Annotated in this window: 18 protein-coding genes; 14 read left to right on the top strand and 4 right to left on the bottom strand. The window is 52.4% G+C overall.

The window, feature by feature from the left end:
• Window positions 1-20 precede the first annotated feature (20 nt).
• From NI21_RS0111770 to NI21_RS0111725, 9 genes are all read left to right on the top strand, one after another.
• Window positions 21-572 (top strand): DUF1697 domain-containing protein, encoded by a 552-nt coding sequence (locus NI21_RS0111770; protein WP_033126383.1) that lies wholly within the window; start codon window positions 21-23, stop codon window positions 570-572.
• A gap of 74 nt (window positions 573-646) precedes the next feature.
• Window positions 647-1,177: a helix-turn-helix domain-containing protein gene (locus NI21_RS0111765; RefSeq protein ID WP_033126382.1), complete on the top strand. Its 531-nt coding sequence runs from the start codon at window positions 647-649 to the stop codon at window positions 1,175-1,177.
• 25 nt (window positions 1,178-1,202) lie between these two features.
• Window positions 1,203-1,916 (top strand): transglutaminase family protein, encoded by a 714-nt coding sequence (locus tag NI21_RS0111760; protein ID WP_033126381.1) that lies wholly within the window; start codon window positions 1,203-1,205, stop codon window positions 1,914-1,916.
• Between the two features lie 330 nt (window positions 1,917-2,246).
• Window positions 2,247-2,588 carry a GNAT family N-acetyltransferase gene (locus tag NI21_RS0111750; RefSeq protein WP_033126379.1) on the top strand — a complete coding sequence of 114 codons (342 nt, stop codon included), beginning with the start codon at window positions 2,247-2,249 and terminating at the stop codon, window positions 2,586-2,588.
• 30 nt (window positions 2,589-2,618) lie between these two features.
• Complete coding sequence (locus tag NI21_RS0111745) at window positions 2,619-3,149, top strand: dihydrofolate reductase family protein (protein WP_033126378.1); 531 nt, start codon at window positions 2,619-2,621, stop codon at window positions 3,147-3,149.
• 24 nt (window positions 3,150-3,173) lie between these two features.
• On the top strand, window positions 3,174-3,629 hold the full coding sequence (locus NI21_RS0111740) for a GyrI-like domain-containing protein (RefSeq protein WP_033126377.1): 456 nt from the start codon (window positions 3,174-3,176) through the stop codon (window positions 3,627-3,629).
• 204 nt (window positions 3,630-3,833) lie between these two features.
• Complete coding sequence (locus tag NI21_RS0111735; RefSeq protein ID WP_033126376.1) at window positions 3,834-4,244, top strand: helix-turn-helix domain-containing protein; 411 nt, start codon at window positions 3,834-3,836, stop codon at window positions 4,242-4,244.
• 12 nt (window positions 4,245-4,256) lie between these two features.
• Window positions 4,257-4,637 (top strand): GNAT family N-acetyltransferase, encoded by a 381-nt coding sequence (locus NI21_RS0111730; protein ID WP_033126375.1) that lies wholly within the window; start codon window positions 4,257-4,259, stop codon window positions 4,635-4,637.
• Between the two features lie 203 nt (window positions 4,638-4,840).
• Window positions 4,841-5,239 (top strand): arsenate reductase ArsC, encoded by a 399-nt coding sequence (locus tag NI21_RS0111725; RefSeq protein ID WP_033126374.1) that lies wholly within the window; start codon window positions 4,841-4,843, stop codon window positions 5,237-5,239.
• A gap of 144 nt (window positions 5,240-5,383) precedes the next feature.
• Here the strand turns inward: NI21_RS0111725 and NI21_RS0111720 are convergent, their stop codons facing one another.
• Genes NI21_RS0111720 through NI21_RS0111705 form a run of 4 tightly spaced genes read right to left on the bottom strand, consistent with a single transcriptional unit; the run spans window position 5,384 to window position 7,966 of the window.
• The gene (locus tag NI21_RS0111720) at window positions 5,384-5,689 is read right to left on the bottom strand and encodes a hypothetical protein (RefSeq protein WP_052084082.1); all 306 of its coding nucleotides are present in this window, start codon (window positions 5,687-5,689) and stop codon (window positions 5,384-5,386) included.
• A 38-nt stretch (window positions 5,690-5,727) separates the two neighbouring features.
• Entirely contained in the window at window positions 5,728-6,495 is a 768-nt protein-coding gene (locus NI21_RS0111715) for an ABC transporter permease (protein ID WP_033126373.1), read from the bottom strand.
• On the bottom strand, window positions 6,492-7,211 hold the full coding sequence (locus NI21_RS0111710; protein ID WP_033126372.1) for an ABC transporter permease: 720 nt from the start codon (window positions 7,209-7,211) through the stop codon (window positions 6,492-6,494). The genes NI21_RS0111715 and NI21_RS0111710 overlap by 4 nt, the downstream gene beginning before the upstream one ends.
• Window positions 7,211-7,966: an ABC transporter ATP-binding protein gene (locus NI21_RS0111705; RefSeq protein WP_033126458.1), complete on the bottom strand. Its 756-nt coding sequence runs from the start codon at window positions 7,964-7,966 to the stop codon at window positions 7,211-7,213. The genes NI21_RS0111710 and NI21_RS0111705 overlap by 1 nt, the downstream gene beginning before the upstream one ends.
• A 295-nt stretch (window positions 7,967-8,261) precedes the next feature.
• Between NI21_RS0111705 and NI21_RS0111700 the strand changes: the two genes are divergently transcribed.
• The 5 genes from NI21_RS0111700 (at window position 8,262) to NI21_RS0111680 (ending at window position 13,603) form a co-directional block, all read left to right on the top strand.
• Window positions 8,262-8,966 (top strand): response regulator transcription factor, encoded by a 705-nt coding sequence (locus NI21_RS0111700; protein ID WP_033126371.1) that lies wholly within the window; start codon window positions 8,262-8,264, stop codon window positions 8,964-8,966.
• Window positions 8,967-10,367: a sensor histidine kinase KdpD gene (locus tag NI21_RS0111695; protein ID WP_033126370.1), complete on the top strand. Its 1,401-nt coding sequence runs from the start codon at window positions 8,967-8,969 to the stop codon at window positions 10,365-10,367.
• Window positions 10,368-10,499: 132 nt separating this feature from the next.
• Window positions 10,500-11,774 carry a 3-isopropylmalate dehydratase large subunit gene (leuC, locus tag NI21_RS0111690; protein WP_033126369.1) on the top strand — a complete coding sequence of 425 codons (1,275 nt, stop codon included), beginning with the start codon at window positions 10,500-10,502 and terminating at the stop codon, window positions 11,772-11,774.
• The gene (leuD, locus tag NI21_RS0111685) at window positions 11,774-12,265 is read left to right on the top strand and encodes a 3-isopropylmalate dehydratase small subunit (RefSeq protein ID WP_033126368.1); all 492 of its coding nucleotides are present in this window, start codon (window positions 11,774-11,776) and stop codon (window positions 12,263-12,265) included. The genes leuC and leuD overlap by 1 nt, the downstream gene beginning before the upstream one ends.
• Before the next feature lie 27 nt (window positions 12,266-12,292).
• A complete protein-coding gene (locus NI21_RS0111680; protein WP_033126367.1) occupies window positions 12,293-13,603 on the top strand; it encodes a Na+/H+ antiporter NhaC family protein in 1,311 nt (436 codons plus the stop codon).
• The last annotated feature ends 20 nt before the right edge of the window (window positions 13,604-13,623 follow it).

Raw genomic sequence — 13,623 nt, 5'->3', positions numbered from 1 at the left:
TGAGGAAAAGGAGGAATCTTATGGAAGATGAGAAAAGATTTGCCGCATTTCTGCGCGGTATCAACGTAAGCGGTAAAAACAAGATCCCAATGGCAGATCTGAAGAAGGGCTTTGAAAAGCTGGGGGTTGGAGGAGTGAAGACATACCTGAACAGTGGGAACGTGGTTTTCTCCTGTAAGGAGGGCGATACGGGCAGGCTGGCAGGGCAGATTGAAGAGATGGTGCAAGATGAGTTTGGGGTAAATGTCCCGGTATTTGTTATTTCCGGTGAGGAGCTGGAGGATATTCTGCAGCATGCACCTGACTGGTGGGGCGATGAAAATCAAGACATCTATGATAACCTCATTTTTATACTGCCGCCGCTTGCATTTACGGATGTGCTCCGTGAGATTGGGGAGCCAAAAGAAGGCTTGGAGCGGGTCATGGATTACAAAAACGCCGTCTTCTGGTCCTTTGTCCGAAAGGATTACCAAAAGACAAACTGGTGGTCAAAAACGGCAAGCTCTGGCATTGCCGGAAGACTGACGATCAGAACGGCCAATACAGTCAGGAGGATAGACGGGGCATGTTAGCGCGCGTTGCTTGCGGCAACGGCCGGTTTTTCATACAATAACGATAACAACAAAAAAGAAAGAAGGTTATCCAGATGCTGAATGAAAACATAAAAATCATCAGAAAGTCGAAGGGGCTTTCCCAGGAAGAGCTTGCCGTCAGGCTGAACGTGGTGCGCCAGACCATTTCCAAGTGGGAAAATGGGTTGTCTGTTCCAGATGCCGACATGCTGATCTCCATATCGGAAGTGCTGGAAACTCCAGTGAGCACTTTGCTTGGAGAAACGGTTGCCAGGCCGGAGGCCGACGATTTAAAGGCAATCTGCGAAAAGCTGGAGACGATCAATCTGCAGCTCGCCCGGAGGAAGGATGCGGCGCGAAAAATACTCCGGGGACTGCTTCTTGGCCTGTGCGCGGTCATCGTGCTCATCGTTGCTGCCCTGGCCGCGCTAAACAGTCCATACCTGGGCTGGGATTACAGTGACCCGGAACTGAGTGTTGCCGGAGTGGTTTTTCATGCGTTTGAGTGGCTGTTTGTCAGACTGGCGCCGTTTGTCCTTGCGGGGGCAGCAGCCGGGATTTTTCTGACGCGGAAGAGGGGTAGCTCCGGGTTGGGAGCAGTGTGAGTCTTTGTAAAGGGAAGTAAAGTCTATGGAGCAATACCTGAGAGAAACGCCTATGTTAAACTTTTCGGCTGCAAACATACAGAGGTTGATAAGTGACAGGCAATGGGAAAATGCGGATGCGTATCATCGTATCAGGAAGATATATGATTTTGTCCGCGATGAAATTTTATTTGGATACAACGTGGATGACAGTATTCCGGCGTCGAGAGTTTTGTCTGATGGATATGGGCAGTGCAATACAAAAGGAACCCTTTTTATGGCGCTGCTGCGCGGCGTGGGGGTTCCCTGCCGGGTACATGGGTTCACGATCGATAAAAAACTGCAAAGAGGCGCAATGACTGGTATCGTATACAAAAATGCACCTGAAAATATTTTTCACAGCTGGGTGGAGGTTTACCTGGAGGGTGTTTGGTACGAGCTTGAGGCGTTTATCCTGGATCAACAGTATCTTTCCCGGCTGCAGGAGATAAACGCCGGCTGCCGGGGCGCTTTTTGCGGATATGGCGTTGCGGTAAAGGATTTTCACAATCCGGTGATTGATTTCAATCGAAATAATACTTACATTCAAAGCGAGGGGATCAATCAGGATTTCGGGATCTATGACTGCCCGGATGACTTGCTGAAAGAGCATCATCAGGAAATGTCGGCTTTCAAGGCCTTTCTATATAGAAATCTGGGAAGGCACCTGATGAACTACAACATTAAAAAAATCAGAAACCAGAAAGCTTCGGTGGAGTAAAATGTCACCGGTACAGTGACGATATATAAAAATAAGATAAGCTGGCTGTTTGTCCTTTCATCCTGCCAGGGTTGTACTGGAGATTTTTGGGGATATGATGTGATGGAAAAGCAGGTGAAAATTCTATGAAAGTGTTCCTGGTCATTATTTTGGTATTGATCATATATATTCCGGTCATTATGCTGATTTCATTTGTGCGGGCGCTTTTTTGTGTGAGAAAAGGGAAAACATATGCCAAAGAAAAGTTTTGGGATACTTTCCTGAGCTTTTTCCTGGAATTGTTAAATCCCATGAACTGGTTTTTGTAAAGTAAAGGGAAATTGGATGCACATGGAAGCCTATCTTGATCATGAAACCGAATATGGCTGGTATCTCTGCCTGGATGGCGGACATATTGTGGGCGGTCTTGGAGTCATTGAAAATGATTTTCACGACAGGAAAGACCTTGCGCCCAATGTGTGTGCGGTGTATACGGAGAAGGAGTACCGCTGTCAGGGAATTGCAGGGCGCTTACTTGACATAGTTGTAAAGGATATGAAGTCTAAGGGGATAGCCCCGCTTTATCTGATCACAGACCATACAACCTTCTATGAGAGATATGGCTGGGAATTTTTTTGCATGGTTTGGGATGAGGACGGATCCAGTGTGACAAGAATGTATATCCACAGATAATTTTCCATCTGTGACGCGATAGGAGAGCTTATGAAAAAAATCAGTTTGTTCATAGCGATGAGCCTTGACGGATATATCGCAGACAGTAAGGGCAGCGTTGACTGGCTGGCCGGACAGGGCAATGAGGATGAGAACGTTGACGCATATTCTGAATTTGTGAAAGATATCGATACGGTAATAATGGGCTGGAATACCTATCATCAGATCGTTACGGAGCTTTCGCCAAAAGAGTGGGTTTATAACGACCTTACAACCTATGTTGTGACGCACAGCCCCAAAGCATCTTCTGATAAAATCCATTTTACCAATGAAAATCCCGTCCTGCTGCTCAAAAAACTGAGAGAAGAAGGCGGAAAAGGCATTTGGATATGTGGCGGGGCAAACCTGATCCAGCAGTTGGTCAGAGAAGATATGGTTGATTGCTATCATATTACTGTTATCCCAACAATTCTGGGTTCAGGTATTCGGCTTTTTGAAAAGACTGACCGTGAAATCAAGCTGAGGCTGCTCAAAACACGATCGTATAATGGTATGACGGACTTAATCTATACAAAAAGATGAATTGTGATTTGAGGGAGGGTAAGAATGGTCAAGGTGATAAAGGAAGAATTTGCTGTCATTGGGAAAGAGGGATCAACATCGGACGGCGATGGATTTATCCAGAAATTGTGGGATGATGCAAATGGTCATTTTAGCGAAGTGGCACATCTGGCAAAGAGGGACTCGAACGGGGGGATTGTGGGAATATGGGGCGCTATGTCTGATATTTCCCGCTCATTTAAACCGTGGGAGGATAGATTTAGCAAGGGCTTGTATCTGGCAGGAGTGGAATGCGTGGACCATGCGGAGGCTCCTGATGGATGGACCAAGTGGACAATACCGGGTTATGAGTATATAGTTGTTGAAAACCATAGTGGAGCGTTTGAGGAAACCCTCGGACAGATGAAGGAGGAGGGTATTTCTCTGGTCGGAGCAGTTCACGACTATACTGACCCGGCAACAGGAAAGGGCTATCTGTATTTTCCCATAAGAGAAGTATAGCAAAGTCTATGGTGTTGGACGGGAAATTGGAATTTACGGAGGGGATATTGTACGTTAGATAGTAAAAGGATACCCTGATTTATCAATGCTGGCTGCTAAACTGTCTATAAACTATCGGACGAGAGAACTAAACCAGCAGTTGGTTGAGTATAGAATGGAGGAAATGATATTATGCAGTCATCAAATCAAAGGAGTGTAAACACAATGAAAAAACAAACTTTTGGATCTATGATTGCAGCCTTCCGTAAAGAGCAAGGTATGACCCAGCTTGAACTGGCTGAGAAAATGGGCGTTACAGATAAAGCTGTATCAAAATGGGAACGAGATTTATCTTTTCCGGATGTAAATTCGCTCCCCAAACTCGCCGAAATTTTCAATGTGTCTATTGACGAACTCATGCAGGTAAAGGAAGAGATGAGAGAGAATACAGACGACAACCATAAGGGCTCTGAAATTGTTAATATTGCACTGAAGGGCATCGCGTTGGCAATGGGTATTGCAGTTGTTGTTCTGTCATTTATAAACGAACTTGAAACCCGCAGTGCAGTCAGTATGTTGGGGATAGGTTTGGCTTGTTTGGCTCTAGTACAGTTTTCGCAAAAGAATGACATATAACGGAGGAGACAGATGGAATACGTAGTAGACGACAGGAAGCTCACGGCTTCCGTTTTCCTGGACTTTGTAAATCAGGTCTGGCAGGGAGATTATGATATGGAACGCACGCGGCAGGCTCTGTCCAGGACGCTGAATATCACAGCTTACGATGATGGAAAGCTTATCGGCTGCCTGCGCATTCTCACAGATGGCTACTTTTTCGGGACGATCACAGAGCTGCTCGTACTTCCTGAGTATCAGAAAAAGGGGATAGGCAGCAGGCTTCTTGAGCTGGCCCGGGAGAACATTCCCAGCATGCTGTTTTTTGGAGCTCAACCGGGGGTGGAAGGATTTTATGAGAAGAATGGCTGCCAAAAAAGCCTGCAGTCCTACATCATAGAAAAAAGGCCGTAAATTCTGGGGGGAATTTCTGTCGCAGATTAAAGAAGAGGCAGACCTGGATGAACTGTCGGATAAGGAGAAAAGCCGGCACGCTGCAGAGGTACTGAAAAGGATAGCTGCTGAGCAAAAGATTGAGCTGCGGCTTCGAAAGAAAGGCTGCTGATCATGAGACGCCGACAGAGGCAAAACAATTGAATTAAAGGAGAGACTTTGCGATGACAAAAGTAGCATTTATCTGTGTGCATAATTCCTGCCGAAGCCAGATTGCCGAGGCTCTCGGAAAATATTATGCTTCGGATGTATTTGAGAGCTATTCCGCAGGGACTGAGACAAAACCTAAGATCAACCAGGATGCTGTGCGCATCATGAAACAGCTCCATGGGATTGACATGGAGAAGACCCAGCGGAGTAAGCTTCTGTCGGACATCCCTCCGGTTGATGTCGTGGTTACAATGGGATGCAACGTGAATTGTCCGTATTTGCCCTGCAAACACAGGGAGGACTGGGGGCTTGAGGACCCCACTGGGAATACCGATGAAGTGTTTGTCGAGGTGATAAAAAGCATTGAGCAAAAGATATTCGAATTGAAGGAGAGGCTCAGCGAAGTAAAATAGTCGAAGTAAAGTAGCGATATAAAGCAATGACAGGGAACTGTGTATAAGAAGCGCAGGCAGCCACCGGACTGCCTGAGCTTCTTATATAAAAGATGAAAGGGTCTTACCTGCCGGACAGCTCCGGCCGCCTTTGTCACGCCGCTGTCACGCCGCCGTTGCTGCCATCATCCCCAGGGCCACTACCCCGAAGATGGCGTAGATGAGATTGATGACCACACAGATTTTCATCAGTGTGTTCTGTACCTGGTATTTTGTGTAACATACAAGAGTAAAAATACCGGAAAATATCATGAAAATCGCATAGCATGCTATGATTATGCCGGCGGCCGGGATCTCCAGCGCCCAGGGCTGGGTGCGGAGGGGAAGGATGGTCCATGGGATAAAGACCATGATGGCGCAGAGGGCGGTCAGGAGGACTGCCTTTGTCGGGTCTGTCTTGGGGGTACGCATAGTAATATCACTCCTTTTTCGTTCTTGTTTTCATTTTTTTATTTTCTCTCCCCGTGCCCGAAGGCCAGGCAGGCTATGAGCAGGCACAGGATGGATATGGCTGCCGCCGCGGGAACCCAGGGGACCAGGTCAATGGTGCTGTCCGGGTTTGTGGACAGCTTCATGTAGTTTGATGTGACTACATAGAAGGGGTAGCAGGGCGGGTAGAGGAACCAGATTTTCGTGTTCATCAGGAGCACGGAGGGAACCATGGTGGCCAGCCCCAGTCCGATGGAGAACACCGGCGTGGTCAGGCAGACGGACATCAGCCAGTACAGAGACATCATGGGCAGGGAGGAGAGGAAGAGCGTTCCCGATACCTTCAGCACCATGCCGGTCTGAGCCGTCAGATCAGCGTTCACGTAGGAGGAGGCAATCCGGGCGCAGAGGAAGTAGAGCCCCGTCATGGCCGCTGCCTGGACAAAGGTCAGAAGCACAAGGACAAGAAACTTGGCAAGGCACAGAAGCCTGGGGCTTATGGGCAGGGCCAGCATTTTTATGATCCCCTTGTTTTTCTGCTCCAGCTGCTGCAAAAGGACTGTGCACACGATGATGCTGGCGGGAAAGATGAACCAGGCAAAGCCCATAAAGCTCTGGATGAAAAAATTGTTCCCCGGCGTGATGCCCGCCATCACAGGTGTGAGGCTCATGTCCGCGTTGATGATATTGGGGATCCACAGGATCACCAGGGGAACAAAGAGAAGGGGAAGGATAAAGGAGCGCCGGATTTTTTTGACCTCGGCAGCAGTAAGTGTAAATAAATTCATAGTGAGTACCTCCTTATGCGGATAAAAATACAGGCGATCAGGCCAAAGAGCAGAAGCTCCGCACCCGATGCGGCGGCGTAGGCGGTCCAGTCGCTTCCCGCGCTGGCCAGGTCCCTAAAGGGCGTGACAAAGGGAACCAGCGTGAGCAGGAAGGGGCCCTCCGGCAGGACGGTTCCCATGGACATGAAGATGACGCCGATGCCAAGGCTCACCCACATGCTCTGGCAGGCGGAGGCCACCAGCAGCATAAAGAGCAGGGTGGGCAGTGTGAGGAGAGCGGCAAATCCCATATTTTTCAAAAGCTCCGGGATAAAATCTCCTGTCATCTCAAACCAGTGCATGGTGCAGAAGGCGTAGGAAGCGCTCTCCAGGGCCAGGAGAAATAAAAATCCCAGAGTCAGGAGGAGAGCCTTCCCGAAAAACAGGGACTCTCCTCTGAGGGGCAGGGTCAGCATCCTGCGGATGGCGTGGCCCGCATACTCTGTGTGGTACATCAGGCAGGCGCCGCAGATGATAAGGATCAGGTTCAGCATGGTCACCATCTGCAGGTTGGCGTTAAGGAGGATGGACAGGGGGGAGCCCTCCAGGGAGGTGAAAAGCTCCGTCCGAAACCCCGTGTTGGCTATGGGCACGAGGGCCGCCACCAGGCCTCCCACAAAAAAGGATGTAAAAAATCCCGTAGATTTCAGTTTTTTCAGCTCGATACCGATTGTCATCACATAGGCCTCCGTTTCCTGTTGTCTTCGTCCACCAGCGCCAGGAAGGTCTCCTCCAGATTGTCGGAGGGGAGCCCCTTCATGGCCGCCGTCTCCCGCAGCTTTTCCATGCTCCCCTCAAAGAGGAGATGGCCCCGGTTTAATATCCCCACGTCGTCCGCCATGAGCTCAATCTCCGGCAGGAGGTGGGAGGACACGAGGACCGTGCAGCCAATCTTCCCGGGCAGGGACCGGATGAGGGTGCGTATCTCATGGATGCCCACCGGATCCAGCCCGTTGGTGGGCTCGTCGAGGATGAGAAGGGGCGGGCGGCCGATGAGGGCTCCCGCAAGGCCCAGCCGCTGCTTCATGCCGAGGGAGTATTTCTTTGCCGGGCGATCTCCGAACCGGGTCAGGCCTGTCAGCTCCAGGGCGTCCTCCACAGCGGAGGGCTTAAGCCCAAGGATGCGGCGGATCAGGTCCAGATTTTCCCGGCCTGTCAGATTGCCGTAGAAGGAGGGCTCTTCGATGAGGGAGCCGGTCTTTCGCAAAATCTCCATCCGGTCCCTGGGGTAGGACATCCCGTCAACGGTGAATGTGCCGACTGTGGGGCGCACAAGCCCCAGGAATATTTTCATGGTGGTGGACTTTCCGGCCCCGTTTGGCCCGAGAAATCCGTATACAGTTCCCTTCCTTATATGAAGGTTCAGCCGGTAGACGGCTGTGAAATTTCCGTAAGTCTTTGTCAGTTCATGTGTCTCGATGATCGGTTTCATAGCTTTGTGTGCCTCCTTTGTCTTTCTGGCTCTATTGTACCGGGCCATCCTTACAGGCACATTTCCTCTGCCTTACATTTACCTTACAAAGAGGGAAGCGATGGAGTGAGAGCGTGGAAATATGGTATAATGACCACATCGTGGTCATTATACCTGCGCATAAAGCGGTTTCTGCGGAACCGCAGAAATCCGCTGCGCATCAGCCAGAGGCCCGTGGCCGCTGTGCGGCCATGGTATAATAACCACACTGTGATACACTTTCATCAAAAACAGAGCAGGAAAGGAAATGAAAACTATGGACACAGAATATCTGAAGGGCAAGCGTATCCTTCTTGTGGACGATGAGGAGGAGCTGCTGGACATGGTTTGTTCTATATTAAAAGAGGAAGGATACCTCCATATCCGGAGGGCCGGGACCGTGAGGGAGGCCCTGGAGGCGGCTGCGGATTTTCAGCCGGAGCTGGCCATCCTGGATGTGATGCTGCCTGACGGGGACGGCTTTTCCCTGTTTGAGAGGCTGAAGAAAATGGGGGACTACCCGGTGCTCTTCCTCACGGCCCGGGGTGAGGACGAGGACAAGTTCAGGGGCCTGGGGCTGGGGGCCGACGATTACATGGTCAAGCCCTTCCTCCCCAGGGAACTGATCCTGCGGGTGGGAGTGATCCTGAGGAGAAGCTATAAGAACGAGACACCCCTTGTCCGCCTTGCCGGCAGCCAGATTGATTTCCAGCGGGCGGAGGTGGTGAAAGAGGGAGAGCGTATTTCCCTGACAGCCAAGGAGTTTGAGATCCTATCCGCCCTGTGCAGGAATGCGGGGAAGATCGTAACCATCGATGCTCTCTGCGAGGCGGCCTGGGGAGACAATCCCTTTGGCTACGAGAATTCCCTCATGGCCCATATCCGCAGGATCCGGGAGAAGATAGAGAGGGATCCCTCCCACCCGGAGTCGCTGGTCACAGTGAAGGGCCTGGGATACAAGCTGACAGTGGAGGGAAGATAGATGAAAAATGCGCTGAAGCTTCTGCGCCGGCTGGTGGTGGGCATGTTTCTTGTCTGCCTGCTCTTGCCGGTGCTGGATCTGGTTATCCTTTTTTCTTTTACTGTGAAATACAGCAGCAACGGCTCTCCCTACACCATGGCGGAGGAGGTGGCGGAGGGGCTCTCTGAGACGGAGGATGGCTACTCCCTCTCTCCCCAGGTGCAGGAGAGCCTGAAGCAGGCGGGAGCATGGGCCATGCTCATCCAGAGCGGCACCGGACAGGTGGTCTGGCACACGGAGAACCTTCCGGCCGAGGTGCCCCTCTCCTACAGAGCCTCGGACATCGCCTCCCTCACAAGGGGCTATGTGCAGGATTACCCTACCTTTCCGGCCAGCCGGGGCGAGGATGTGGTGGTGGCGGGGTATCCGAGGGATTCCTTCTGGAAGCACATGTACCCGGCCTGGGATATGGGGCTTATCAAAGACCTCATTCCCTTTGCCGCAGCCGTCATCCTGGCGGACATCATTGTGATCATCCTCATCTACCTGGTGACGGACATGAAGCTTCTGAAGTCTGTGGGCCCCATTGTGGACGGCATTGAGCAGCTCTCCCGGGGACGGACCGCCTACATCCGCAGGAAGGGGCTTCTGTCTGAGATCGCCCAGAGCGTGAACAAGACCTCGGAGATCCTGCAGACAAGAAACCGGGAGCTGCGAAAAAAAGAGACGGCCCGGGCCAACTGGATCGCCGGCGTCTCCCACGATATCCGCACCCCTCTTTCCATGGTCATGGGCTACGCCGCTCAGCTGGCGGACAGCCCGGGACTTACGGAGGAGGAGCGGCGGAAAGCGCAGGTCATCTGCCGCCAGAGCCAGCGGATGAAAAATCTCATCAACGACCTGAACCTGGCCTCCAAGCTGGAGTACAACATGCAGCCCGTGGACAGGGAGCAGGTCAGCCTGGTAGCTCTCATGCGAAAGACGGTGGTGGACTTCCTGAACATGGACGCGGAGGGGAAATATCCCATAGAATGGCTGACCAGGGAGGATGCGGCGCCCTGCTTTGTGTATGCGGATGCCGCTCTCCTGGCGAGAGCGGCCGGCAATCTCATTCAGAACAGCATGAACCACAACCCGGAGGGCTGCTCCATCTATGTCACGGTGGAGCGGCAGGAGACCACCTGCTCTGTCGCTGTGGAGGATGACGGGGCCGGCATCACGGAGGAGAAGCTGGAGGAGTTAAATAACGCGCCCCACTACATGATGTGTGATGAAAACGTGACCGGACAGCGGCACGGCCTGGGCCTCCTCATTGTCCGCCAGATCGCCCAGGTACACGGCGGGGACATGGAGGTCGGCCACAGCGCCCGGGGAGGCTTTGCCGTCAGGATCCGGCTTCCCCTGACGGAGCGGAAGGCGTAGGCTGCGGCTGCGCCCGCAGAAGAGGAGCCATAAAAGAGGATAAGGATTGATTATTGCGCTTGACACTTTATCATGGTAAAATAACGGTTAAGACCATTTAGGGTTAAGAGAAAACGAAGGAGGCATACGATCATGGGTATGACAATGACACAGAAAATACTGGCCGCTCATGCGGGGCTGGATCATGTGGAAGCAGGCCAGCTCATCATGGCGGATCTGGATGTAGTCATGGCGAATGATATCACGGGTCCTATGGCGATCCCGGTATTTAAGCAGATGGCTGATAAAGTATATGACAGGGACAAGGTGGTGCTGGTACCGGACCATTTCACTCCCAACAAGGACATCAAATCCGCGGAGAACGCAAAGGCTCTGCGGGAATTTGCCAGGGAGCAGGAGCTGACCCACTACTATGAGGTGGGACAGATGGGCATTGAGCATGCCATCCTGCCTGAGAAGGGTATCGTGGTGGCAGGAGAGTGTATCATCGGCGCGGACTCCCACACCTGTACATACGGAGCTCTGGGAGCATTTTCTACAGGAATGGGAACCACGGACATTGCCACAGGAATGGCCACAGGACAGATCTGGTTCAAGGTGCCAAGCGCCATCAAGTTCGTGCTGACCGGAAAGCCGTCCAAATATGTCAGCGGTAAAGACATTATCATCCATATCATCGGAAGGATCGGCGTGGACGGTGCTCTCTATAAATCCATGGAGTTCACAGGGGACGGCATCGCAAGCCTGTCCATGGACGACCGCTTTACCATGGCAAACATGGCCATCGAGGCGGGCGCAAAGAACGGCATCTTCCCGGTGGACGCTCTGGCGGAGTCTTACATCAAGGAGCACTCTGACAAAGAGTATAAGATCTATACAGCGGATGAGGATGCGGTGTACGAGGACGTGGTGGAGATCGACCTCAGTAAGGTGCGCCCCACAGTGGCATTCCCGCACCTTCCGGGGAACGCCAGGACCATTGATGAGGTGGAGGCTATGGAGCCCATCAAGATCGATCAGGTGGTTATCGGTTCCTGTACAAACGGACGGATGGAGGACATGCGTAGGGCGGCGGCTGTCTTAAAGGGACACAAGGTGCACCCGGATGTGCGCGTCATGGTCATCCCGGCCACCCAGAAGATCTACAAGCAGTGCATTGACGAAGGTCTTGTTGACATCTTTATCGATGCCGGATGTGCTTTTAATACACCAAGCTGCGGACCCTGCATGGGCGGACACATGGGCGTCCTGGCAGCAGGAGAGAAGTGCGTTTCCACCACAAACCGGAACTTTGTCGGCAGAATGGGACACGTGGACTCCCTCATCTACCTGGCATCGCCGGAGACAGCGGCGGCAAGCGCCATCGCGGGCTACATCGCTAATCCAGAGAAAGTAGGTGAAAACTAATGAAAGCAGAAGGAAGAGTTTTTAAATACGGAGACAACGTGGACACAGACGTGATCATCCCGGCCAGATACCTGAATTCATTTGACCCCCAGGAGTTGGCAAGTCACGCCATGGCGGACATTGACCCGGATTTTGTGAATAAGGTACAGCCCGGCGACCTGATCGTGGCGAACAAGAACTTTGGATGCGGTTCCTCCAGGGAGCACGCGCCTCTCTGCCTGAAGACAGCGGGCGTGAGCTGTGTCATTGCGGAGACCTTTGCCAGGATTTTCTACAGGAACGCCATCAACATCGGACTGCCCATCATCGAATGTCCCGAGGCGGCTCAGAACATCGAGGACGGCGATCAGGTGGAAGTGGACTTTGACAGCGGAATGATCTACAACCGGACAAAGGGAACCCAGTTCCAGGGACAGCCCTTCCCGGAGTTCATGCAGAAGATCATCGCTGCCGGCGGCCTGGTAAACTATACAAACAACAATAAAAAATAAAATTTATAGAAGGATACAGTTATTGTTATGGAAAAGAAAGGAAGAGCAGTCGCCCTTCTGCCCATCGGAGTTTTCCTTGTGATCTTCCTGGGCTCGGGCGTGCTGACGGGGGATTTTTACTCCATGCCCACCATCGTGGCGTTTCTCATCGCCCTGTGTGTGGCATTTCTGCAGAACAGAAAGGTCAGCTTTGACGAGAAGATCCATATCATCGCAAAGGGAGTGGGAGACGACAACATCATCACCATGAGTCTTATCTTCCTCTGCGCAGGAGGCTTTTCCGGTGCTGTGACAGCGGCCGGCGGGGTGGAGAGCACGGTAAACCTGGGGCTCTCCGTTCTGCCGCCTGGCGTGGCGGTGGCCGGACTTTTCGTCATCGGATGCTTTATTTCCGTGTCCATGGGCACCTCCATGGGAACCATCGCTGCCCTGGCGCCCATCGCCGTGGGCATCAGCGAGAAGACCGGCTTTGCCATGGCTATCTGCATCGGCGCTGTAGTCTGCGGCGCTATGTTTGGAGACAACCTGTCCATGATCTCAGACACTACCATCGCGGCGGTAAAGACACAGGGCTGTGAGATGAAGGACAAATTCCGGGAGAACTTTCTCATCGTGCTCCCGGCTGCTATCCTCACAGTGCTCATCTTCCTGTTTATCACAAGAGACGGCAACGCCATGGTAATGGAGGATCTCTCCTTCAACATATGGAGGGTAGTGCCCTATGTGCTGGTTCTTGTGGGGGCCCTCATAGGGATCAATGTGTTCGTGGTGCTGATCGGCGGCACCATTCTCTCCGTGGTGGTGGGGATCGCCACGGGCAGTCTTGCCTGGGATCAGATCTTTCTGGCCATCGGCGGGAACACAGTTATAGGCGGACAGGAAATCAGCGGTGTCATCGGCATGTATGACATTACGGTCATCTCCATTATCGTGGCCTGCATTGTGTCTCTTGTGAAGGAGTACGGCGGCATCCATTTTATCCTCCAGTGGATCCACAGGATGATCAAGGGGGAGAAGGGGGCGGAGCTCGGCATCGCAGGGCTGGCTCTCCTTGTGGACGCCTGCACGGCCAACAATACGGTGGCCATTGTCATGGCGGGGCCCATTGCAAAGGAAATCTGCGAGGAGTACGGCGTCTCGCCCAGACGGTCCGCCTCCCTGCTGGATATATTTACCTCCGTGGGGCAGGGGCTGATCCCTTACGGGGCCCAGCTTCTGTCGGCGGCTACACTGACGGCGCTGACACCCTTTGACATCCTGCCCTATCTGTATTATCCCATACTGATGGCAGTGAGCGCAGTCCTGTTTATCCTGTTTCGGAGCAGGAAGGAAGCATAGAGCAATCCTTTTCTCAAAAG

Origin of the sequence: Eubacterium sp. ER2 (assembly GCF_000765215.1) — a bacterium.
Taxonomy (GTDB): Bacteria; Bacillota; Clostridia; order Lachnospirales; family Lachnospiraceae; genus Claveliimonas; species Claveliimonas intestinigallinarum.
The sequence above is the reverse complement of the archived record's forward strand: the minus strand, read 5'-3'. Positions and strand labels throughout refer to the sequence as shown.